Consider the following 22,517-nt stretch of genomic DNA (forward strand, 5'->3'; position numbering starts at 1 on the left):
TCTCTGCTGTGAGCACGCCGAACACACCCCGTGCGAGGGTGGAGAACCAGCTACCTGCGGCCGGTGAGCGCTCCGGGCGTTTGCCCTTGTGACACTCATTCGGCACCCCTCCCGGAACGGTTTGGAATCTTTTCTGAGCCCGACAGCGCCGCCCTTTCGTACCGTGGGGGCATGGCCCCCGCATCCTCCACGAGCACCGACCGGATCCGCGCGATCGACGCCTGGTGGCGCGCCGCGAACTACCTCACCGTCGGGCAGATCTACCTGCTCGACAACCCCCTCCTCGACCGCCCGATCAGCCCCGACGACGTCAAGCCGCGGCTCCTCGGGCACTGGGGGACCTCGCCGGCGCTCAACCTCGTCTACGCGCACTGCAACGCCCTCATCGCGGAGACCGACCGGCAGCTGCTGTACATCTGCGGTCCGGGACACGGCGGCCCGGCGATGAACGCGAACGCCTGGCTCGAGGGGACCTGGAGCGAGCTCTACCCCGCGATCACCCCGGACCCGGCCGGGCTGCAGGCGTTCTTCCGCCAGTTCTCCTTCCCCGGCGGCATCCCCTCGCACGCGGCGCCGGAGACGCCGGGCTCGATCAACGAGGGCGGCGAGCTCGGCTACTCCCTCGCGCACGCGTACGGAGCGGCGCTCGACAACCCGGACCTCGTCGTGGCGTGTGTCGTGGGTGACGGCGAGGCCGAGACCGGACCGCTCGCCGGCTCGTGGCAGGCACACACCTTCCTCGACCCGGTGTCGGACGGTGCGGTCCTCCCGATCCTCAACCTCAACGGGTGGAAGATCGCGAACCCCACGATCCTCGCCCGCATCCCCGACGAGGACCTGCACGCGTACTTCCGCGGCCTCGGGTACGAGCCGATCGTGGTCGACTCTGGCCGCGTCGGCGACGACCCCTTCGCCGTCCACGCCCTCTTCGACGGGGCGCTCCGCCGTGCCCTCGCCACGATCGACGACATCCAGGCCGCCGCCCGCGCGCAGGCGCAGCGGGCCGCCGCCGGACAGCCCGCCGGTGCGGCCGACCTCCGTCCCCGGTGGCCGATGATCGTGCTCCGGACCCCGAAGGGCTGGACGGGCCCGAAGGAGGTCGACGGGGAACAGGTCGAGGGGACGTTCCGCGCGCACCAGGTCCCGCTGCCCGCGGTCCGGGAGAACGAGGAGCACCGCCGCCAACTCGAGGAGTGGATGCGCTCCTACCGTCCCGAGGAGCTCTTCGACGACGCCGGGCAGCCGATCGGCATCCTCACGACCATCCGACCGACGGGTGACCGCAGGATGAGCGCCACCCCGCACGCGAACGGTGGTCGGATCCGCACCGCGCTCGACCGGCCCGGGCTCGAGGAGTTCGGCGTCCCCGTCGGCGAGAGCGCCAGCGCCACCGGCACGCTCGGCCCCTGGCTCGCCGCGCTCATCGAGCGGAACCCGTCCTCGTTCCGACTGTTCGGCCCCGACGAGACCGTCTCGAACAAGCTCGACGCCGTCTTCGACGTCACCAGCCGTGTGTGGCGGGCGCAGCGCGGCGTCGGCGACGAGCACCTCGGAGCGCACGGACGGGTGACCGAGGTGCTGTCCGAGCACCTCCTCGAGGGCATGCTCGAGGGCTACGTGCTCAGCGGGCGGCACGGCATCCTCAACACGTACGAGGCGTTCGCGCACATCATCGACTCGATGGTCGGCCAGTACGCGAAGTGGCTGGAGTCGGCGACGGACATCGACTGGCGCGCGCCCGTCTCGAACCTGTCGATCCTGTTGTCGTCGCACGTCTGGCGGCAGGACCACAACGGTTTCTCGCACCAGGACCCCGGCTTCCTCGACGTCGTCGCGTCGAAACAGCAGGACCTCGTCCGGATCAAGCTGCCGGCGGACGCGAACGCCCTGCTCGCCGTCGCAGCGCACGCCCTGGAGACGACCGACCGCATCGAGGTCATCGTCGCCGGCAAGCACCCGGAGCCGGTCTTCCTGTCGCTCCCCGACGCTATCGACCACGTCGCAGCGGGCATGGGGGTGTGGGACTGGGCCGGCACCGAGGACAACGTCGGACGTGTCGACGTCGTGCTCGCCTGCGCGGGGGACGTCCCCACCGTCGAGGCGGTCGCCGCCGCGGACATCATCCGCCAGCACGCCCCCGGGGTCGGCGTCCGGGTCGTGAACGTCGTCGACCTCCTCGCGCTCGGCGACCCGCGGAAGCACGAGCACCCCGTCGCCGACGAGCGGTACGACGAGCTGTTCCTCCCCGGGACGCCCACCGTCTTCGCGTTCCACGGGTACCCCTCGCTCGTGCACCAGCTCACCTACCGGCGACACGGGCACGACGACCTGCACGTGCACGGGTTCCTCGAGCAGGGCACGACGACCACACCGTTCGACATGCTCATGCGCAACCAGATGGACCGGTACGCGCTCGCGCACGACGCGCTGACGCGGGTCGACGCCTCGGTGCACGCGGACCTGCTCGACCGGCTCTCCGCAGCGCGCGAGGCCGCGCGGACGTTCGCCTGGACGCGCGGCGAGGACCACCCGTCGGTGAGCGACTGGCACTTCTCCGGGTGGCCCCAGGACGACGACACGTCCGAGGGCACGGGTGGCGACCCCGGTGCGGGCGAGACCGAGGCGGCCGCGCCCGGCAACTGACCCCACGGTCGCTCCTCCACGGACGGGAGGCGCGGATCACCGTCCACAGGACCGGTCACGCTCGCAGCGTGGCCGGTCCTCGTGCGTCACGGTGGGGTCATGGACACGGGATGGACGAGCGCGGCGGTGTCGGGCTTCGGCGCGCTGGTGGCCGTGGCGAGCGTCGTCGTCACGGTGTCCGAGGGGCGTCGGGCGCGGCGGAACACAGAGTTCTTGGGGCACCGCGACCACTGGTGGCAGCGTTGGTCGTGGGTGGTCGAGCGGGCGCTGTCCGGCGACGAACGGCAGCGTGACGCGGCCGTCCTGATGGTGGAAGCGCTCATGACCCGAGCGTGGGCCACCGACGACGACAAGTGGGTCGAACGGTCACTCGACGACCACGAAACGACGGCCGCGCGCAGGCGCCGAGAACGAGAGGAAGGATCGGACGATGATCTCCGACGAAGATGACGTGAGCTTCAAGGCTCGACTCGATCGGATGGAACGCCGGACACCGAGCCTCTTGGCGCACCCGCACTACGGCCCGCTCGTGCGGGCGGCGGGCGACGTGGAACTGCTCGAGGAGATGCGGATCGAGTGGCGCGAGCGCGAGGAACGAGCACGGGCCCGCAAGCTCCGCTGGGAAGCCTCGATCTCCGAGGGCTGAGCGGCCGCCGCGAGCCGGTGCCACGCTGGACCGGTGAGCGAGCTCGTCATCCCGGCCCCGACCCTCCCGACCGTCCCGACCTCGACCGGTGGGCGCTTCCCCGTCCGCCGGGTGTTCTGCGTGGGACGGAACTACGCCGCACACGCCCGCGAGATGGGCCACGACCCGGACCGCGAGCCGCCGTTCTTCTTCACGAAGCCGGCCGATGCGGTCGTGGTCGACGGTGCCGGCGCCCCGTTCCCGACCATGACGGCCCGCCTCGAGCACGAGGTCGAGCTCGTCGTGGCGATCGGTGTCGGTGGGAGCGACATCGCGGTCGCCGACGCCCTTGCGCACGTGTGGGGCTACGCGGTCGGGATCGACCTCACCCGGCGGGACCTGCAGGCCGAGGCGAAGCGGCTCGGTCGCCCCTGGGACCTGGCGAAGGGCTTCGACGCCTCGGCTCCGATCGGCGCGATCGTGCCAGCCGGGCCGGAGACGGGAACCGACCCGACCACGGGCAGGATCGAGCTCCGCGTGAACGGGGAACTCCGGCAGGCGGGAGACCTCGCCGACCAGATCTGGTCGGTGGCCGAGACGATCGCGGAACTGTCCCGCTTCGTCGAGCTCGCCCCGGGCGACCTGCTCATGACGGGGACACCGGACGGCGTCGGGCCCCTCGACCGCGGCGACGTCCTGGTCGGCGCGATCGACGGGGTGGGTTCGGTGACGACCACGATCGTCTGACCGTTTCGCGCGGATGACGGCGGACTGGGAACGCTCGCAGGCTGGGCGAGTAGCAATGTCTCGACGCCGGCGGGGGCCCGTGGCGTCCAACGAACGGGACACGCGGTCGCGCGGGGCGAGCGGACGTGTCCGGACACCGGAGGTGACGCCGTGCAGGAGCACGACCTGCTCGCGACGTCCTGGACGTGGGCCGGCACCGAACCCGTCACCGAGCGGATCCGTGCCGTCGGGGACGCCGGGTTCGCCGGACTCTCCCTCTCCCTCGGTGATCTGCACGAGGTCCGGGCCACCATCGGGTTCGCCGCGCTCCGCCGCGTGCTCGACGCGGCCGGCATCGTCTGGGTCCAGCTCGGTCCGCTCGAACTGTGGTGGTCGAGTGAGGACCGCACCGCGGACCAGGACGCCGATCGCGGAGTCCTGCTCGAGGCGGCAGCGACCCTGAGCGCCTGGCAGGTGGTCGTGCACGCGGACACCACGCTCCCAGGCACCTCGCCCGCGGCGATGATGGACGACTGGGTCGATCTCGCCGGGCAGGCCGCGAAGGTGGGCGCGCAACTGGTCCTCGAGCCCGAGCCGTGGTCGAACCTGCCGACCGTCGAGCGGGCCTCCCGCTTCGTCACGGCCGCGGGACACCCGAACGGCGGACTCCTCGTCGACGCGATGCACGCGCTCCGTGGCGGGTCCACGCTCGCGTCCATCCGAGCCGGCGTCGCCCCGGTCGCGCTCGCTGCGGTCGAACTGAGCGACGGGCTGCTGCACACACCCGCCGGGATGACACTGGCCGAGGAGTCCCGCGAAGCCCGGCACCTGCCCGGTGCCGGTGCGTGGGACCTCCCGGGGTTCGTCCGGACCGTGCGGGACCTCGGCTTCGACGAGCCGTGGGGCGTCGAGGTCCGGACCGCTGCGCACCGTGCGATGCCGATCGGGGACGCCCTCCGCACGGCCGCGGCGGCGACCAGGGCCGTGCTCGATGCTGCCGACGCGTTCGGCGCGCCCGCAGCACCAGCGATGCCGACGACTCCCGCCCCGACCTCCGCGGTCGACTTCGAGCCGCCGACTGCCCCGGCGCGGAACGAGCGGCGACGTGACGCCGACACAGGAACGCCCGCGTAGCGTCGCAGGCATGACCGACCAGGCAGCACACGACGACGACCTCCTCCGGCGCTCGCAGGAGTCCATCGACGAGGCGAAGGCCGCCGCGGCCGACGTCACCGAGCCCGAGGAGGACGAGCTGATCGCCGAGGACCTCCCCGTCGCCGACGACTCCGCTCCGGCGGACGGTCCCGCTCCCGCGCCGTGACCTCACCTGACCTGACCTGACCTGACCCCTGCCGACCCGCACCGTCACGACCGAGGGCAGCCGGCCGATCTGCGCGGTCTCGGTCTCCAGCACCGCGTCGCGGACACGTGCGCCGCGGATGCGCACGCGCACGTGCGCGCTCGCAAACGCGCTCACCGCACCGCGCCGCGCCGCACCGACGGAAGAGCACACCGCGCGCAGCCGTGTCCCCGCCGGCGCTGATCAGCGCCGCGGGAAGAAGCTCTCCGGTCCGCGCGTGACGATCCGGCTCCTGGACTCGTCTCCCATGTGGAGCCACCGGGTGTGCTCAGCACGCCCGGTCCGTGACGCGCCGTGGCCGGTCATCCCTGAACGTCCGGTCACGGCGCTCCGACGGCGGCCCGTGCGTTCCCTGATCCGGCGCACGGGTCGCCTTCCCCGAGCAGCGCTGTGCCCGGGGAGGACGTCACTCGTCGACCTCGTCCCCCAGGAAGTCGGCGTACGTCGCTTCCGTCCCCGCCACCGGACGCACGGGCTCCTCGGGATCCCTCGCCGGTCGGTCCCCTCCGACCGTGCCCCGTTCCGCCGCTGTGAACGGGGGCAGGTACTTGCTCGCGCTCATGCTCGTCCCCTCTCGTCCCGGCGAAGGTAACAGCCCGCGGACGATCGACGGCGGTCACGGCGGAAACGTCCCCCGCGCACGAGCGGAACGGGGGACGGAAGTTCGCCGCGGGCGGACCCGATGCGGATGCATGCTCAGGTTTCCCGGGTGACGTCGTCGGGGTCCTTGTCGACCCGCCAGCCCCGCCACGACGGCTGTCGAAGCCGTCCGTCCGACGTCCACTCGGCGAACTCCACCTCGCCGACGCGCTTCGGGGAGACCCAGTGCGCGTCGCGGGCGTCCGGCCGGGGCACGTCCACGAACGGCGAGGTCTTCCGTTCGAGCGCGCCGAGCACCGCCTGGATCTCGTCGAGGTCGCGGTCCCGGAACCCCGTGCCCACCTTGCCGACGTACTCGAGGCCGTCCGGCCCCGGCACCCCGAGCAGGAGCGACCCGATCCCGCCGGCTCGACGCCCGCTCCCCGGCTTCCACCCGCCGACGACGACCTCCTGCGTGGCGTGGTGCTTGAGCTTCAGCCAGGCCTCGGAGCGCCGACCCTCGGCGTACTTCGAGGAGCGCTTCTTCGCCACGACCCCCTCGAGCCCCCGCTCGGCGGACTCGGACATGGCGCTGGCGAGGTCCCCGTCGTGGGCCGGTGGGACGTCGATCGCGCCGCCAGGGTCGACGACGGTCGCGAGCGCCTGCCGTCGGGCTTCGTACCCGAGGCGCGTGAGTTCGTGGCCGTCCGCCTCGAGCACGTCGAACAGCAGGAACCGGACCGGCGTCGCCTCCCGTGCGGCGTCGACCTCGCGCTTCCGGGTGAGCCCCATCCGGTTCTGCAGGAGCTGGAACGACGGCCGTCCACGATCGTCGAGCGCCACGATCTCGCCGTCGAACACCCCGTCGACGCCCGCGCGCTCGCCGAGTTCCTGCAGCTCCGGGTACTGGTCGGTCAGGTCGTTGTCGTTCCGGCTGCGGAGCGTCACCGTCCCACCCCGGACGGTCGCGAGCGCGCGGATGCCGTCCCACTTCATCTCGAACGCCCAGTCCGCCGGGTCGAGCGTCGGCTCCCCCTTCGCGAGCGAGGCCTGCATGGTCCGCCGGTCCGACGGGGCGGTCTCCGCCGTGGCGGTCCCGGCGATCCGGCGAGCGCCGTCCCCCGGTGCGGCACCCGGACGGGAGGCGCGGCTCGTCCCCGCCGCGTCGCCGCCGTCCGCCAGGCGGTCTGGTTGGTCCTTGGTGCGGTGGATGAGCCAGTTCTTCTCGTCGCCGTCCCGACCGCGACCGCGCCCCCGGGTGTGCAGGAGCGCCAGGCGTCGGGTGCCGCCGGTGCGACCGTGCAGCGTGACGATGACCTCCTCGCCCTCGCGCCACTTCTCGACGTCGATGGTGCCGTCGTCCCAGATCGTGACCGTGCCGCCGCCGTACTCGTCCTTCGGGATCGTCCCCTCGAACGCGCCGTACTCGAGCGGGTGGTCCTCGGTCTGCACGGCGAGGTGGTTCTTGCCCGGGTCGGTCGGTTCCCCCTTCGGCAGGGCCCAGCTGACGAGGACGCCGTCGTGCTCGAGCCGGAAGTCGTAGTGGTCCCTGGTGGCGTGGTGTTCCTGGATCACGAACGTCGGGATGCCGTCCTTCCGGACCGTCGGTGCGTCCTCCGGCACTGGCTCCGGGGTCTTCGACGCGTCACGCTTGGCGCGGTAGGCGGCGAGTCGGTCTCGGCCGGGTTGTTCCGCGGCGTTGGCCTGCTGGGTCCGGTCGCTGTCCCAGTGACCGTGGTCGTCGCGTCCGACGGCCAACGAGGCGGACGCGACCGGGTGCAGGAAGTCGCCCCGCGCCTCCAGTCTCTCGAGCACCTCGTCCATCGTGAGCTGCGCGAGCCCGCGCTCGCCGAGCTCGTCCCAGGTCCGCGGCGCGGCGACGGTGGGCCGGTCCCGTCCACGCAGGGAGTACGGCGCGATGGTCGTCTTGTTGCCGTTGTTCTGCGACCAGTCGACGAAGACCTTCCCCTTCCGTTCCGCACGGCTCATCGACGAGAGCACGAGGTCGGGCAGGTCCTGCTCGAGTGCCTTCGCGAGTTCGTGGGCGACGTCGGAGACGTTCGCGGTGGTGGCCCGCCCGTCGAGCGCTGCGTACAGGTGGATGCCCTTCGACCCGGACGTCACGGGGTACGGGTCGAGGCCCATGCCGTGCAGGAGCTCCCGGGCGGCGAACGCGACCTCCACGCACTCGGCCAGGCCGACCCCCTCGCCGGGGTCGAGGTCGAGGACCAGCCGGTCGGGGTTCTGCTGCCCGCCGCGGGGACCGAACCGCCACTGCGGCACGTGCAGCTCCAGCGCGGCCTGCTGCGCCATCCACACGAGCGTCGGCAGGTCGTCGACGATCGGGTACTCGTTGTCGTGCTCGGAGTGGTGGATGGTGTGGTGCCGGACCCAGTCGGGCGCGGAGTCCGGCAGGTTCTTCTCGAAGAAGACCTTGCCGTCGACGCCGTTCGCCCAGCGCTTCCTGGTCACCGGACGGTCCTTCACGTGCGGGATCATCCACGGCGCCACCCGCTCGTAGTACTCGATCACCCGTCCCTTGGTGGTGCCGGTCTCCGGGTAGAGCACCTTGTCGGTGTTCGTCAGCGCGATGCGGCGGTCGCCGACGAGGACGACCGTCTTCCGCGCCGACGGGCTCACAGGGCCACCCCGGTCGCTCCCGCCACGGTGAGGGTGGTGCCCGACGTGTACGACGACTCCGGACCGGCGAGGTAGACGTACGCACTCCCGAGCTCCACCGGCTGCGCGGGGCGCCCGAAGGGTGTGTCCTGCCCGTAGGCCGCGATCTCGTCTCCCGGGTAGCTGATCGGCTGCAGTGGCGTCCACACCGGTCCGGGGACGACCGTGTTCGCGCGGATGCCCTTCGCTGCGAGCTGCCGGGCCAGACCGTTCGTGTACGTGATGATCGCGGCCTTGGTGGCGGCGTAGTCGATCATCCGGTCCTGCGGCTGGTACGCCGAGACCGAGCTCGTCGTCACGATCGCGCTGCCCGGGGCCATGTGCGGCACCGCGGCCCGGACGAGCCAGAACAGCGAGTAGAGGTTGACCTTCATCGTCCGGTCGAAGTCCTCGGTGCTCTGCTCGGTGACGTCCGCGTGCACCTGCTGGTGGCCCGCGACGAGCACGAGCGCGTCGAGGCCGCCGAGCTCGCTCACGGCGTCGCGGACCAGCACCTCGCAGAACGCCTCGTCGGTGAGGTCACCGGGCAGCAGGACGGCCTTCCGCCCGAGGTCGCCGACGACGTCCCGGACCGCCTCGAGGTCGTCGCGCTCCTCCGGCAGGGCGTTCAGCGCGACGTCCGCGCCCTCCTTCGCCATCGCGATCGCCGCCGCCCGACCGATGCCGGAGTCGGCGCCCGTGACGAGGACCCGGTAGCCGGGCATCCGGCCGGTCCCGAGGTAGCTCGTCTCGCCGTGGTCCGGTTGCGGGTCCATCGCGCTCGCCAGCCCGGATCCCTGCTGGGTCTGTGCGGGGAACGGCGGGCGGGGGAACTGGTCGCGGGGATCCTGCTTGTCGAGCTGGCTCATGGACCCATCGTGCTCGTCCCGGCGGGCGGAGGGCTCAGATCTGCGCCGGCGTCCGCGCCGGGGTCGCGAGCAGTCGGACGCTCGCCGCCCGCTGGCCGCGGTCGGCGGCGGACTGCGCCACCGCGACCACCGCCCAGACGACGGCGAACCACCAGTCGTCCGGCCGGCCGGACACCGCGACCGCACCCCACAGCACGGCGAGCGCGACCGCTCCCCACGCGCTGATCCGTCTGCGCAGGAGTTCGCCCGCGAACCGCTGCACGCGAGGACGCCACACCGCGTCCGGGACGTCCCCGGGGACGCGGCCCGCACGGACCCACTGCCGGGTGGCCCGGACGGCCGCACGTCCGCCGCGACTCCACCACGCCCGCAGCTGCAGCACGGGCAGCACGACCACCAGTGCGAGCGCGATGACCACGGCAGCCGTCCACGGGTGCGGGGCGGGACCGAGCAGCGTGACGGCGAACGGCCCGAGGCCGCCGAGTGCGGCCAGCCCGGCGAGTCGCCACCACCCGGCCGCGTCCATCCGGTCGTCCTCGACTGCGTCGTCCATGCGAGCCCTCCCCCGGTTCGTCACCGCACGCTACGCCCGTCCGGACCGCCGCACACCTGCCGATCCGCCCCGAACTGGGACAGGCCCGGGCGCACGCGGGCATCATGTGCGCATGAGGTCGATCTGGAAGGGCTCCATCGCGTTCGGGCTCGTCAACGTGCCGATCAAGGTCTACGCGGCCACCGAGACGCACGACGTCTCGCTGCACCAGGTGCACGACGAGGACAAGGGCCGCATCCGCTACAAGCGCGTCTGCGAGTTCGGCCACGAGGTCGAGTACGCCGACATCCAGCGCGCGTACGACGACGGCGACAAGACCGTCGTGCTCACCTCGGACGACTTCAAGAAGCTCCCCGAGGAGCAGTCCCACGAGATCGAGGTGCTCGAGTTCGTGCCCGTCGAGCAGGTCGACCCGATGATGTTCGAGAAGTCGTACTACCTCGAGCCGGACTCCCGCTCCCCCAAAGCGTACGTCCTGCTCCGGGAGACCCTGGCGAAGACCGACCGGCTGGCGATCGTCCAGTTCACCCTCCGGCAGAAGACCCGGCTCGGGGTCCTCCGCGTCAACGACGACGTCATCCTGCTGCAGGGACTGCTCTGGGGCGACGAGGTGCGGGCCGCGGACTTCAAGAGCCTCGACGCGTCGGTCAAGGTGAGTGCGACCGAACTGAGGATGTCGTCGTCGCTCGTCGACAGCATGTCCACCGACTTCGACCCCGACCGCTACACCGACGCCTACCAGGAGGAGCTGCAGCAGCTCATCGACGCCAAGCTCGAGGCCGGCGACGACGTGGACACCGAGAAGACCTTCGGCGAGCGCGCCGACGACGACGAGGACGAGGGCGGGGACGTCATCGACCTGATGGCTGCGCTGCGTGCGTCGGTGGACAAGAAGCGGTCTGGAGGCACGGGGTCGCGTTCCGGCAGCGGGTCCGGTTCCCGTTCCGGTTCCGGGTCCGACGATGCACCGAAGAAGGCGGCCGCCGCGAAGAAGGCACCGGCCGCGTCGGCGAAGAAGGCGACGACCGCGAAGAAGACGCCCGCCGCGTCGGCGAAGAAGCCCGCCGCGAAGGCCCCGGCGAAGACCCCGGCGAAGAAGCGGGCCAGCTAGCCGTCCCGGCTCGTCCGGCGGAGGGCGAGCGGGATCGACACCCACAGTCCGGCCGTCGCGAGGAACACCGCGACCCCGCCGATCACCCCGCCCACGTCACCGACGACGACGTCGAACACGAACAGCACGGTGCCGGCGAACAACAGTGCGCTCGCGATGAGCGCGGCGATGAGGATGACGTTCCCGACCCGCACGAGGTCGTGCTTCTGCCGCTGCCGGAACACGAGCCGGTGCGACGCGACCGCGGACAGCGCCACGATCGTGACCACCACCGCGAGCACGACGAGGGCCAGGTAGACAGCGCGCTCGCCGCTGCTGAGCGTCGTGAACCGCTGCTGGAACGGGAGCGTCAGGAGGAACCCGGCGAGGATCTGCGTCCCGGTCTGCACGATCCGGAGCTCCTGCTGGATGTCCGTCCAGTTGCGGTCCCAGCGCTCGGTCGGCGTCTCGTGCCGTCCGCGCTCGGTCTCGCCCTCCGCCTCGCTCATGCCCAGAACCTACCCAGCGCCGCCCGACGGTGCTTCCACGCCCCGGAGTGACACGCGCCGGTGACACGAGCCGGTAACACGGGTCGGCGAGACTGGGGACATGACTCCAGAAGAGCCTGGGGCCGCGTCGACGCCACGAGCGCTCAGCGGCCCACCCGTCACCGTGTCCATCACCCGCCTCGTCGAACCCGAGCGCATCCCGGACGTCACCCGGTGGGTGCAGTCGGGCGTGAACCTCGCGAACCGCTACCCGGGCTTCCTCGGCTCGGGGTGGGTCCGGTCGCACGCGACGAGCCGCGAGTGGCACATGCTCTACCGGTTCGCCGACCACGACTCCCTCGCGACGTGGGAGAACTCCGACGACCGGCTGCGGTGGCTCGACCTCGGTCGCGACCTCGTGGTGGAGTCCCGCGTCGAGAAGCGCACCGGCATCGAGGGCTGGTTCGACGCCCCGCAGGACGCCCCGGCGTCGAGCGCTCCACCGCGGTGGAAGCAGGCGGTGAGCATCTGGCTCGGGTTCTTTCCGGTGAACCTCGTGTTCACGGTCCTCGTCGGGGTGCTCGTCCCGTCGTTCGGGCACCTGCCGGCGCTGCCGCGGGTGCTGATCACGACCGTCGTGCTCACGCCGATCATGACGTTCTGGGTGCTGCCGTTCGTCACGCGGATGATCCGTCCGTGGCTGCTGGCACCGCCCCGCGCCCCTCGGGAGCCTGCGGAGTCCCGCCCGGGCGGCTGACGCTCACGCCGGTCGGACGGGACTCGGTGCGATCGACATCGCTGCCCCGACCGCTCCGGCGTCGTCTCCGAGCGCAGCCGCGCGGAGCTCGACCTCGACGTGGTAGTCCTCCGACCGGGCCAGTGCCCGGTGGAGGTCCTCGCGGATGAGCGGCAGGCAGATCGCCGCGCTGCCGCCGATGACGGTGACCCGCGGTTGCCAGAGCGTGTGGAGTGCTGCGAGTCCGCGACCGACCGCGACCGCGTAGTCACGGAACACGGCGCGGACGCGCTCGTCGTCCGCCGCGATCGCCATCGCGTCGGCGATGAGCCCCGGTCCGGTCTCCGCGCCGCCCAGAGCCTCGCTCAACCGCTGCTGCAGCGTGGTGCGGGAGGCCGCCTGCTCGAAGCACCCGGTCAGTCCGCAGTAGCACCGCTCGGGGTCGCTCGTGATCGGGATGTGGCCGCCCTCCGGGTGTGCCCCGTGTGCACCGCGCACCGGCTGCCCGTCGACGAGCATGGCCACGCCGACCCCGGTGCCGAGGGTCACCATGAGGAACCGGTCGGCCGGCCCGCTGATCGTGCTGAGTTCGCCGTACGCGGCGGCGACGGCGTCGTTGTCGATGCCGACCGGGACCCCCAGTCGATCGTGGAGCGCGGCGACGACCGGGAACCCGGTGAACCACGGCAGTGTCGCCCCGTTGTGGATCACACCGGCCTCGACGTCGACCGGACCGCTCGCCCCGATGCCGACCGCGGTGAGCTCCGCGCCGGCTGGGACGACCTCCCGGATGAGCTGCGCGAGCCGGTCTGCCCGCTCGGCCTCGGTCCCGGCGCCGAGCTCGGCGCTCCGGACGTCACGCGACGCGACGACCCGGCCGTCGACGACCCCGACCGCTCGCGACCCGGTGCCGCCCAGGTCGACCCCGACCCGGCAGGGAGCGAGGGCGTTCACAGCGCCGCCGTCACCTTCTGGCCGAACCGGAACCGACCCGCGACCTCGCCCGTCGCCCGGGCGAAGGCCAGGGTGAGCAGCTGGGTCCGGACGGAACCGACGGCCAGCCGGGCGAGGGCACTGTCCCGGTCCGGTGTGGCGAGGAGCGTGGTCCCGGCGTAGGCGCGTGGCCCGACGGTCAGGACCGTCGAACCGGAGGCGGTCAGGTCCCGAGCGAGTCCGGGGAGGAAGGGGTCGTCCTGGCCGCCCGGACCGAACAGCACCGCCGTGAGCCCGGGACCGGCGAGCTCGTACGGTCCGTGTCGGAACGCACCACCCACGAACCCTTCGACCGGCACCTTGCTCGACTCCTTGGTGATGAGTGCGCCGGTGAGCGCCGTGGCGGCGTCGTCGCCGATGCCGATGTACGCGAACCGCGCGCGCGGCGCGTTCCACGCCTGCTCGGCGAACGCATCGGCGTCCGGCCACTCGGCGAGCAGGTCGGCGACCTCGTCGGCGATGCGACGGATGTCGTCGTCGATGGGGCCGACCGCCGCGCCGGTCATCACGGCGAGGGCCCGGTGCTGGGCGGCCAGGGTGTTCAGGTAGCTCTTCGTGCTGACCGTCGCTTCCGGACCGCTGTGCAGCTCGAGCACCACGTCCGCCATCTCGGCGAGCGGGCTGGTGGTGTCGTCGGTGGTGGCGATGGTCAACGCGGGCTTGTTCGACCCCGAGAGGACGTCCCGGAGCGCCGCGACCTCACCGCTGCGCCCGGACTGGGACGTCGCCCACAGCAGGGTGCGGTTGGTCACGCGCTGCGGCACGTCGAGGAGTTGTCCGGCATCGAGCCGGACGACGGGCAGTCCCACAGCGCCCAGCGCCCGCTCGATGGGGATCGCGGCGTAGTCCGACGACCCCATGCCGGTCAGGACGATCCGGTCGTGGTCACGGAGGTCGATGTCTCCGAACGCGCTCGGCAGCGGGGCGTCCGCCTGCCGACGCAGCGCGGCGGGCTGCTCCCGGATGTCGTCGATGTAGGAGGAGGTCTCGGCGGTGCCGTCGGTCATGGTGGTTCCTTCGTTCCCGGGTCGTTCCCGGGGTGGATCGGTGGATCGGTGGATCGGTGGATCGGCGCAGCGGCCGCGTTCACGGCGTGCGGGGGAAGGGGAGAGGGGTGAGGGAGGGCGGGCGAGCCGTCAGGACCTGACGGGGACCCAGTGGAGCGTCGGACCGTAGGCGGCGCGGGCCTCGGCGGGCAGGCCGTCGTCGGTGATCACGACGTCGACCTCGTCGAGCGCGCACACGGTTGCCAGCGACCGGCGCCCGAGCTTCGAACTGTCCGCCACGACCGCCACGCGCTCAGCGGCGGCGAGCATCGCCTGCTTCACCGGGATCTCCACCACGTTGATGTTCGTGATGCCGGCGTCGGGGTCGACACCCTCGGCGCCGAGGAAGGCCCAGTCGACGTGGAGCCCCTCGACCGCCTGGGTCGCGACGGGGCCGACCAGGGTGAAGACCGTGTCCAGCAGGAGCCCACCGGTGACGTGCACCTGGTGGACCCCGTGGTTCCGCAGGCACATCGCGACCATGAGGTCGTTCGTGACCACCGTGAGGCCGCGGTGGTCACCGAGCGCAGCAGCCACCTGGTACGCGGTCGACCCGTTGTCGATCAAGACGGTCTGACCGTCCTGCACGAGCGCCGCGGCCGCGACGCCGATGGCGGTCTTCTCGGCGAGGTGCTGGGATCGCCGCACCTCGTACGGCGTGTCGATCGTGTCGGCGGGGTCCGCCGGCAACGCTCCCCCGTGCATCCTCCGGATGAGCCCGGCGCGCTCGAGCCGTTCCATGTCGCGCCGGATGGTGGAGGAGTCCACGTGCAGTGCTGTGGTGAGGTCGACCGCGCGGACGTAGCCGCTGTCGCGCACCTGGTCGAGGATCGCCTGTCGGCGCTCGGCCGGCGTCTGCGGCATCGACGACCCCCATGAGTGGTGTGCAGGTGCTTCGATCGTAGTCATGCGCCGACGCGGGTCCCGTCCTCGACGGTCGTTGCTGGCGAACCTGCTCGGAAGTGCTCCTCGAGCTCCTCGAGGGTCCGCCCCTTCGTCTCCGGCATGCGGAGGCAGAACACGACGAACACGAGGCAGACCACCGCGAAGATGGTCATCGTCGCGGGGGCGCCGATCGAGTCGAGCAGCGGGAGCGAGAACACCCCGATGACCAGGTTTGTGGCGAAGATCACGAACGTGGCCGCCGCTGTCGCCTTGGCGCGGACGTGCAGGGGGAAGATCTCCGAGATCACCACGTAGGCGACGAGGCCGGGGCTCACCGCGTAGACGACGATGTAGACCGCGAGGCAGACGAGCGACAGGGTCGCGGTGCTGCTGCTCACCGGCAGGGCGAGCAGGACGGCGAGGGCGGCGAGCGACACGGTCATCCCGATCGCACCGACGAGGAGCATCGGCTTCCGCCCGACCCGGTCGACGAGCGCCATGCCCACGGCGGTGAACACGACGTTGATGACGCCGAGCCCGACCGTGGCGAGCAGGGAGGCGGAGGAGCCCATCCCGACCGACTGCAGGATCTGCGGCGCGAAGTACACGATGAGGTTGATCCCGCACCCGTTCGCGAAGAAGGCGACGAGGATCCCGACGACGACCATCGGTCGGACCCAACCGCGGAACAGGTCGCGCCACCGACCACGGTGCGCGGACGCGTCCTCGTTGTTCACGGCCTCGATCTCCTCGAGCTCGTGGGCCACGTCCTGCCGGCCGCGGATGCGTCGGAGCACCCGCAGCGCTGCGTCGCGGCGGCCCTGCACGACGAGCCACCGAGGCGACTCCGGGATGAGCAGGACACCGAGCGAGAGCAGGACACCGGGGACGGCGGCGAGACCGAGGGACCAGCGCCAGGCCTCGGTCGATGCCAGACCGGCGTTGATGCCGTACCCGACCAGGATCCCGAGGGTGGTGAGGAGCTGGAAGCCCGCGACGAGCGCGCCCCGGACCCGGGACGGCGCGAGTTCCGCGATGTACACGGGGACGAGGACCGAGGCCGCTCCGACGCCCACGCCGACGATCACGCGGCCGGTCATGAGGACCGCCAGGTCCGGTGCGAGCGCGGACACGAGCGCGCCGAGGCTGAACAGGACCCCTGAGAGCAGGAGGGTCCATCGTCGACCGAAGCGATCGGCGAGCGGGCCGCCGGCGAGGGCGCCGATCGCACCGCCGAGGGTGGATCCGCTGACGACCGCGCCCTGCAGGAAGGCGCCGAGGTGGAAGTCACCGGCGACGAAGCCTCCGGCACCACCGGAGACACCGATGTCGTAGCCGAAGATGAGGCCGCCGAGCGTGCTGACGGCGATCGCGATGTACACGTATCCCGTCATGCGGTCGCGTTCGGCGGGAACACGAGGTGTGGGTTGCATCTGGGGTCGTCCTTGCCCGGTCACGTTCATGGAGGAGGAGGGACGCTCCCGCAGTGGTCGTCGAGCCGACGGCTGGTGCGAGGAGCGGGGGTGCTCCATGAGTTTCTCTGCACGCATTCGTGCAGACAAGGGGGCAAGCGTGCGCGTTTTCGCGCACGAACCGGACACACGACGGAAACGATCCGCGACCTAAGATGCGCGGGCCGACGCGCCTCCGACGGCCGCCGGACTAGGGCGTCCCGAGCACCGACAGTTGGTCGAGCCGCTCGAGGATCACGCCCTCGCGCAGCGCCCACGGGCAGATCTCGAGCGCGTCGAGGTCGAAGATGTCCAGGCACGCCTCGGCGACGAGCGCCCCCGGGACGACCTGGTGCGCCCGGCTCGCGGACACCCCGGGGAGGGTCGCGAGCTCGGCGACCGACATCGTCAACAGGGACGGCAGCTTCCGCCGCAGTTCCGCGCCGTCGAGCACCCGCGGGACGAGCGGACCGGCTCCGGACGGGGCGGCACCGCAGATCCGGGCGATCGAGCGGAAGGTCTTCGACGTCGCGACCGCGCGGTCCGGTCGTCCGGTGCGGAGCAGGAGCCCGGCGTCGCGGGCGATCTCCACACGGATCTCGTGACGGATCCGCCGGACGTCGTCCTCGGTGGGCCTGCCGGCGGCGAAGTACGTGCGGGCGAGCCGGGCGGCGCCGATCGGCATCGACCACGCCACGTCGGGCGCCTCGTCGGCACCGCCGGCGACCTCGAGCGACCCGCCTCCGATGTCGAACACCGCGAGCCGTCCGGCCGACCACCCGAACCAGCGCCGGACGGCGAGGAACGTCAGACGCGCCTCGTCGCCGCCGGACAGCACGGCGAGCTCGACACCGGTGGTCGATTCGACGTGGGCCAGGACGGCCTCGGAGTTCACGGCGTCACGGACGGCCGAGGTCGCGAACGCGAGCATGTCCTCGCACCCGCGTTCCTCGGCGACCCGGACGGCGTCGGCGACGAACAACGTCAGCGCGTCCACCCCGCCGGGCGTCACCGCTCCGGAGTCGTCGAGGTGCTCGGCGAGCCGGAGCGGCTGCTTGAACGACGACGCCGGCAGCGGCGCAGCCCCACCGTGGGCGTCGACCACCAGCAGGTGGCCGGTGTTGGACCCGATGTCGAGGACTCCCACGCGCATGGCACCACGCTAGCGGCCCCCGGTGGGCTGGACGGGAGGCACGGTTCAGGCCCGCAGGAACGCCTCCAGCTCGGCCGTGGTCGGGTAGGACGCCTGCGCGCCCGGCTTCGTCGCGGCGTACGCCCCGGCCCCCACGGCGAACCGCGCCGCGTCGACGAGGGAGTCCCCCGCCGCCAGCCGCAGCGCGACCGCACCCATGAACGCGTCGCCGCACCCCGTGGTGTCGACGGGCTCGACCCGGACGGCGTCGATCGCCACCGGGTCATCGTCGCCGTCGTGCACCGTGCACCCCGCGCCGCCCCGGGTCACGATCGACCGCGCGACACCGTGCTCGCCGAGCTCGGCTGCCTCGTGCTCGTTGACGAGCAGCACGTCCGTCAGCTCGAGGAGCTCGGACGGGACGGCCCCGAACGGCGACAGGTTCGTGAGCACCGTGACACCCGCAGCACGGGCGGCACGAGCGGCCGCGAGGACGACGTCGATCGACACCTCGAGGCAGAGCCCGAGCACGCCGGCGTCGGCGAACGCGTCGGCGGGCACGTCGTCGGGCGTCAGGGTGCCGTTCGCGCCGGCGGAGATCACGATGGTGTTCTCCCCCGCGCCGTCGACCGTGATGACGGCGGTGCCGGTGGCCACGCCCTCGCGGACGGCGACGTGCTTCGTGTCGACACCCGCCGCCGCGACGGAGTCGCGGAGCAGTGCACCGTTCCCGTCGTCGCCGACCGCACCGATCAGGCGGACCGTTCCCCCGAGCCTCCCGGCAGCCACCGCCTGGTTGGCGGACTTGCCGCCGGGGAGGATCGCGAGGTCCGACCCCTGCAGGGTCTCACCGGGCTTCGGGAAGCGCTCCGTGCGGACCACCAGGTCCGCGTTGAGGCTGCCCACGACGACGATGCCGGTCATGCGGCGGCTCCTGTCTCGGCCGAGGCCGGGCGCGGGATGAGGAAGGAGGTGGCGAGGGCCGCGCAGGTGATCGCGGCCCCGAGCAGCATGCCACCCGAGTACCCGGCGGTGCCCGCGGACCCGCCGGTCCCGAGCGCGATCTGGAGCGCCGGCAGGACGGCGAAGCTGATGCCGGCACCGAGGTTGAACGCGCCGGCGTTGAGGCCGGGCAGGAAGCCGGGGTTCGACTCCGGCGACAGCACGATGCCGAGGCCGTTGAGGATGATGTTCGCGATGCCGGCGTAGGTGATGCCGATCAGGACCGTCGCCGCGATGAGCACCGGCAGCGAGTGCACTCCCACGACGGCCATGAGGACGGTGGCGACGATGCTGCCGACCAGGCCGACGCGCAGCACGGCGCGGTAGCCGAGGGTGGGCGCGAGCCGACCGGCGAACGGCCCCACGATCCAACCGACCAGTGCGTACGGCGTGAGGAACGCGAGCGAGGCGAGGTCGGCCTCCATCCCGAAGCCGCTGTCCGGGTTCTGGGCGAGCGAGGTGACCAGCCCGTTGACCACCGCGAACACGCCCGTCATGGTGAGCAGCGTCGTGACGAGGAGGGCCCAGGTCGCACGGCGCTTGAGGAACCGCGTCTCGACGAGGGGTTCGCGGACGCGGGACTCGACGGCCCAGAAGACGCCGAAGGCGACCAGGGCGACGAGGATCCCGCCGACCACGAGCCCCCAGTTCGCCGCGCCGAGCTTGCCGGCCTCGTTGAACGCCGTGAGCAGCGCCCCGACGCTGATGACGAGCGGGACCACGCCCCACCAGTCCATCCGGGTTCCGGCGGACGGCTTCGACTCGACACCCCAGGCCGCGACCATGAGCGCCGCGACGACCGTGACGACGGCGATCACCCAGAAGATGCCGCGGAAGCCGAAGTGCGTGGCGATCCAGCCGCCGGCGAGGGCGTCGACCCCGGCGATGCCGCCGTTCACCGCGGTGAGGAGGCCGAGGGCGGCTCCGTAGCGCTTCGGGTCGGCGATCTCGTTGCGGAGGATGAGCAGCCCGATCGGGACGACGGGTCCGGTGACGCCCTGGATCATCCGGCCGACGAACAGCATCGGGACGTTCCCGGCGAGCGCGGCGACGACGCTGCCGACCAGCATCACGGCGAGCATGCCGAGGAGGACCCGCTTGCGCCCGACGATGTCGGACAGCCGCGGGAGGAACAGGGAGAACAGCGCCGCCAGCGTGAAGAACAGCGTCTGGGAGAGGCCGATCGTGGCGTCGTCGGTGTGCAGCTCGCGCGCCATGGTCACGAGCGCGGGGCTGAGCATGCTGGCGTTGAGCTGGAACGCGATGCACGCGGCGAGGAGCGCCGCGGTCAGGGCCGCGATCGACTGCTTCGACTTCGTCGTCGAGGTGGTGGTCATGGGGGGTCAGTGCTCCGTGATGGTGATGGTGGTGGTGTCGGCCGCGCGGGGCGTCCAGCCGGTGTCCGGGGTCTCGCCGATGCGCTCGAGGGCGTCGACCACGAGGTCCCAGAAGCGACCGTGGTCGAGCTCCATCGCGGCGCTCGTCCGGCAGTCCTCCGGAGCGGGTGCACGGAAGTCGGCGACGGTCATACCGAGGGTCAGGGTGCCCTGGGTCTCGACGTGGATCGGGACCTTCACGGCGCGGACGACGGTCGGGTCGATGACGTACGCGACGGCGCACGGGTCGTGCACGGGCGGCGCGTCGAACCCCTGCGCGTCCTTGTAGGTCTGGCCGAAGAAGTCGAGCAGTTCGCCCACGAAGGCGGCGGGGGCGGTGCCGACGGCGGCGATGCGCGCGGCGACCTCCGGGGTGGCGAGCGCCTGGTGGGTGAGGTCGAGGCCGACCATGACGACGTCCCAGCCGGCGTCGAAGACGATCGACGCGGCCTCGGGGTCGATGACGATGTTGAACTCGGCGACCGGGCTCCAGTTGCCGACGTGCACGCCGCCGCCCATCAGCACGACCTGCTTGACGCGCTCGACGATCCGCGGTTCCTTGCGTGCGGCGAGCGCGATGTTCGTCAGACCGCCGGTGGGGACGAGCGTGACGGTGCCGGGCTCGTGCGCCATGACGGTGTCGATGATGAGGTCGACCGCGTGCCGGGCGTCGAGCTCGAACGCGGGCTCCGGGAGGACGGGTCCGTCGAGGCCGCTCTCGCCGTGGATGTCACCGGCGACCTCGATCTCGCGGAGCAGCGGACGGTCGGCGCCGGCGGCGAACGGCACGCCGGTGATCCCGGCGATGCGGGCGACGGCGAGGGCGTTGCGGGTCACCTTCGGGAGCGTCTGGTTGCCGACGACGGTCGTCACCGCGAGGAGCTCGATGTCGGGGTTGCCGTGGGCGAGCAGGATGGCGACGGCGTCGTCGTGGCCGGGGTCGCAGTCGAGGATGATCTTCTCGGGCACGCGGGGCGCTCCACTTCTTCGGGGATGAGGTCAGGGCTCGACGCGGTGGGGATCCGCGGCGGAGGATCAGCTCCCGCGGCGCGTCAAGCGTTTGACATCAGAACACGTCAAGCGTTTGACGTCAAGTCGCGGGGCGACGATCGGAGCGCCCACCCGCGCTCGGTAGCATCGACGGGTGCCATCCTCCGCCGCTCCCGGCCGCCGTGTGACCGCAGCGATGGTGGCGGAGCGCGCCGGCACGAGCATCGCCACCGTCTCCCTCGTCGTGAACGGCAAGGACCGCGGACGGGTCTCCGCCCCGATCGCCACCCGCGTGCGCGACGCTGTGGACGAGCTCGGGTACGTGGTCGACCACGCCGCGAGCGCACTCGCCCGGGGCAGCGGCGACCTGGTCGTGCTCATCGCGCCCGACCTGTCGAACCCGTTCTTCGCCGAGGTGATCCGCGGCGTCCGGGACACCGTCGGCGACCGCTTCCAGCTCGTCCTCTCGGTCACCGAGCGCGGCGCGCAGCCCGTCGCCGCGGACGTCCGGCGCTTCGAACGGCTCCGCCCCGCCGGGATCCTCGTCGACGCCCCGGCCGCCGGCGAGTCGATGACCGCCTCCGTGCCCGTCGTCCTGCTCGACGCCCCCGGTGGGGATGCCCCCGGCGACGGAGCCGGCGGCGAGGCCGTCAACTACGACCTCTCGCCGGCGGTGCACGACCTCGTGCGGCACCTGCACGACCGGGGGCACCGGCGCGTCGGGTACCTCGACGGGACCTCGCGGGCGACGACCTTCGGCGTCCGGCGGGAGCGTTTCGAAGCCGAGTGCACCGCCGCGGGCATCACCGTGTCCGAGGTCTCCGCCCGCGCCGATCTCACGATCGACGCCGCGGCGTCCGCGACCGAACACGTCATCGAGGCCTGGCAGGAGGACGGCGTCACCGCGGTCGTCGCTGCCGCGGACACCCTGGCGTACGGGGTGCTCCGGGTCGCCGGACAGCTCGGCATCGCGGTCCCCGGGGAGCTCGCGGTCGCCGGCTTCGACGACCTTCCGTCGTCGTCGGTGACGGCGCCGGCGCTGACGAGCGTCGCCCTGCCGGGAGCGGACCTCGGCCGGGCCGCGGCGCTCCGGCTGCTCGCGATGCTGGACGGCACCGCGCCCGAGACGGCATCGCTGCCCGCGCGTCTCGTCCGGCGCGCGAGTACGGGCGCGTAGCGCCCGAATCTCGGCGGCGCAGTTCCGAGTCTCGGCCTGGGCGACTCGTCTCGCGGCCCTGAGCACGAGGAGTGTCGCTCACGCCGAGTCTCGGGCCGGCTCCGCGAAGTGGGCGGGCGCGGTGACGGACGGGAGGCG

The 22,517-nt window shown here is 72.2% G+C and carries 22 protein-coding genes; 9 read left to right on the top strand and 13 right to left on the bottom strand.

The genetic code is table 11. From position 1 onward, the window contains the following. Nucleotides 1-171 precede the first annotated feature (171 nt). The 6 genes from FS825_RS16860 to FS825_RS18785 all read left to right on the top strand — a co-directional run bounded on the left by FS825_RS16860 (nt 172) and on the right by FS825_RS18785 (nt 5,315). A complete protein-coding gene (locus tag FS825_RS16860) occupies nt 172-2,643 on the top strand; it encodes a phosphoketolase family protein (RefSeq protein ID WP_144715305.1) in 2,472 nt (823 codons plus the stop codon). A 99-nt stretch (nt 2,644-2,742) separates the two neighbouring features. Next, a complete protein-coding gene (locus FS825_RS16865) occupies nt 2,743-3,093 on the top strand; it encodes a hypothetical protein (RefSeq protein WP_144715307.1) in 351 nt (116 codons plus the stop codon). Then, on the top strand, nt 3,074-3,289 hold the full coding sequence (locus FS825_RS16870; protein WP_144715309.1) for a hypothetical protein: 216 nt from the start codon (nt 3,074-3,076) through the stop codon (nt 3,287-3,289). The genes FS825_RS16865 and FS825_RS16870 overlap by 20 nt, the downstream gene beginning before the upstream one ends. A 33-nt stretch (nt 3,290-3,322) precedes the next feature. Next, nucleotides 3,323-4,015 (top strand): fumarylacetoacetate hydrolase family protein, encoded by a 693-nt coding sequence (locus tag FS825_RS16875; RefSeq protein ID WP_144715311.1) that lies wholly within the window; start codon nt 3,323-3,325, stop codon nt 4,013-4,015. 150 nt (nt 4,016-4,165) lie between these two features. Then, nucleotides 4,166-5,128 carry a sugar phosphate isomerase/epimerase family protein gene (locus tag FS825_RS16880; protein ID WP_186377311.1) on the top strand — a complete coding sequence of 321 codons (963 nt, stop codon included), beginning with the start codon at nt 4,166-4,168 and terminating at the stop codon, nt 5,126-5,128. A 10-nt stretch (nt 5,129-5,138) separates the two neighbouring features. Next, a complete protein-coding gene (locus FS825_RS18785; RefSeq protein WP_186377312.1) occupies nt 5,139-5,315 on the top strand; it encodes a hypothetical protein in 177 nt (58 codons plus the stop codon). Nucleotides 5,316-5,760: 445 nt separating this feature from the next. On the opposite strand, the gene FS825_RS18790 is transcribed toward FS825_RS18785, so the two are convergent. The 4 genes from FS825_RS18790 to FS825_RS16895 all read right to left on the bottom strand — a co-directional run bounded on the left by FS825_RS18790 (nt 5,761) and on the right by FS825_RS16895 (nt 10,013). Beyond that, nucleotides 5,761-5,916, bottom strand: a complete 156-nt coding sequence (locus tag FS825_RS18790) for a hypothetical protein (protein WP_186377313.1) — start codon at nt 5,914-5,916, stop codon at nt 5,761-5,763. A gap of 134 nt (nt 5,917-6,050) precedes the next feature. After that, a complete protein-coding gene (locus FS825_RS16885) occupies nt 6,051-8,573 on the bottom strand; it encodes an ATP-dependent DNA ligase (RefSeq protein ID WP_144715315.1) in 2,523 nt (840 codons plus the stop codon). Beyond that, on the bottom strand, nt 8,570-9,460 hold the full coding sequence (locus tag FS825_RS16890; protein WP_144715317.1) for an SDR family oxidoreductase: 891 nt from the start codon (nt 9,458-9,460) through the stop codon (nt 8,570-8,572). Before FS825_RS16890 ends, FS825_RS16885 begins: the two co-directional genes overlap by 4 nt. Before the next feature lie 34 nt (nt 9,461-9,494). Further along, a complete protein-coding gene (locus FS825_RS16895) occupies nt 9,495-10,013 on the bottom strand; it encodes a hypothetical protein (protein WP_144715319.1) in 519 nt (172 codons plus the stop codon). A 112-nt stretch (nt 10,014-10,125) separates the two neighbouring features. Between FS825_RS16895 and ku the strand changes: the two genes are divergently transcribed. Next, nucleotides 10,126-11,124, top strand: a complete 999-nt coding sequence (gene ku, locus FS825_RS16900) for a non-homologous end joining protein Ku (RefSeq protein WP_144715321.1) — start codon at nt 10,126-10,128, stop codon at nt 11,122-11,124. Here ku and FS825_RS16905 read toward each other — a convergent pair. Then, nucleotides 11,121-11,612 carry a DUF6328 family protein gene (locus FS825_RS16905; protein ID WP_144715323.1) on the bottom strand — a complete coding sequence of 164 codons (492 nt, stop codon included), beginning with the start codon at nt 11,610-11,612 and terminating at the stop codon, nt 11,121-11,123. The two genes, ku and FS825_RS16905, sit on opposite strands and share 4 nt — an antisense overlap. 100 nt (nt 11,613-11,712) lie before the next feature. Between FS825_RS16905 and FS825_RS16910 the strand changes: the two genes are divergently transcribed. Next, nucleotides 11,713-12,348 (top strand): antibiotic biosynthesis monooxygenase, encoded by a 636-nt coding sequence (locus tag FS825_RS16910; RefSeq protein WP_144715325.1) that lies wholly within the window; start codon nt 11,713-11,715, stop codon nt 12,346-12,348. Between the two features lie 3 nt (nt 12,349-12,351). Here the strand turns inward: FS825_RS16910 and FS825_RS16915 are convergent, their stop codons facing one another. From FS825_RS16915 to uriH, 8 genes are all read right to left on the bottom strand, one after another. Continuing rightward, the gene (locus FS825_RS16915) at nt 12,352-13,281 is read right to left on the bottom strand and encodes an ROK family protein (RefSeq protein WP_144715326.1); all 930 of its coding nucleotides are present in this window, start codon (nt 13,279-13,281) and stop codon (nt 12,352-12,354) included. Continuing rightward, the gene (locus tag FS825_RS16920) at nt 13,278-14,327 is read right to left on the bottom strand and encodes an SIS domain-containing protein (RefSeq protein WP_144715328.1); all 1,050 of its coding nucleotides are present in this window, start codon (nt 14,325-14,327) and stop codon (nt 13,278-13,280) included. Before FS825_RS16920 ends, FS825_RS16915 begins: the two co-directional genes overlap by 4 nt. Nucleotides 14,328-14,456: 129 nt before the next feature. Then, nucleotides 14,457-15,275: a DeoR/GlpR family DNA-binding transcription regulator gene (locus FS825_RS16925; RefSeq protein ID WP_222126960.1), complete on the bottom strand. Its 819-nt coding sequence runs from the start codon at nt 15,273-15,275 to the stop codon at nt 14,457-14,459. Beyond that, on the bottom strand, nt 15,272-16,801 hold the full coding sequence (locus FS825_RS16930) for a sugar porter family MFS transporter (protein WP_144715332.1): 1,530 nt from the start codon (nt 16,799-16,801) through the stop codon (nt 15,272-15,274). Before FS825_RS16930 ends, FS825_RS16925 begins: the two co-directional genes overlap by 4 nt. A gap of 112 nt (nt 16,802-16,913) precedes the next feature. Next, a complete protein-coding gene (locus FS825_RS16935; RefSeq protein ID WP_144715334.1) occupies nt 16,914-17,855 on the bottom strand; it encodes a Ppx/GppA family phosphatase in 942 nt (313 codons plus the stop codon). 45 nt (nt 17,856-17,900) lie between these two features. After that, the gene (locus FS825_RS16940; RefSeq protein ID WP_144715336.1) at nt 17,901-18,758 is read right to left on the bottom strand and encodes a ribokinase; all 858 of its coding nucleotides are present in this window, start codon (nt 18,756-18,758) and stop codon (nt 17,901-17,903) included. Beyond that, entirely contained in the window at nt 18,755-20,173 is a 1,419-nt protein-coding gene (gene uriT / locus FS825_RS16945) for a uridine transporter UriT (protein WP_144715338.1), read from the bottom strand. Before uriT ends, FS825_RS16940 begins: the two co-directional genes overlap by 4 nt. A 6-nt stretch (nt 20,174-20,179) precedes the next feature. Then, complete coding sequence (gene uriH, locus FS825_RS16950) at nt 20,180-21,181, bottom strand: uridine-preferring nucleoside hydrolase UriH (RefSeq protein WP_144715340.1); 1,002 nt, start codon at nt 21,179-21,181, stop codon at nt 20,180-20,182. A gap of 175 nt (nt 21,182-21,356) precedes the next feature. Here uriH and FS825_RS16955 point away from each other — a divergent pair, with 175 nt between their 5' ends. After that, entirely contained in the window at nt 21,357-22,379 is a 1,023-nt protein-coding gene (locus tag FS825_RS16955) for a LacI family DNA-binding transcriptional regulator (RefSeq protein WP_260981294.1), read from the top strand. The last annotated feature ends 138 nt before the right edge of the window (nt 22,380-22,517 follow it).

Source organism: Curtobacterium pusillum (genome assembly GCF_007680845.1).
Lineage (GTDB): Bacteria > Actinomycetota > Actinomycetes > Actinomycetales > Microbacteriaceae > Curtobacterium > Curtobacterium pusillum_B.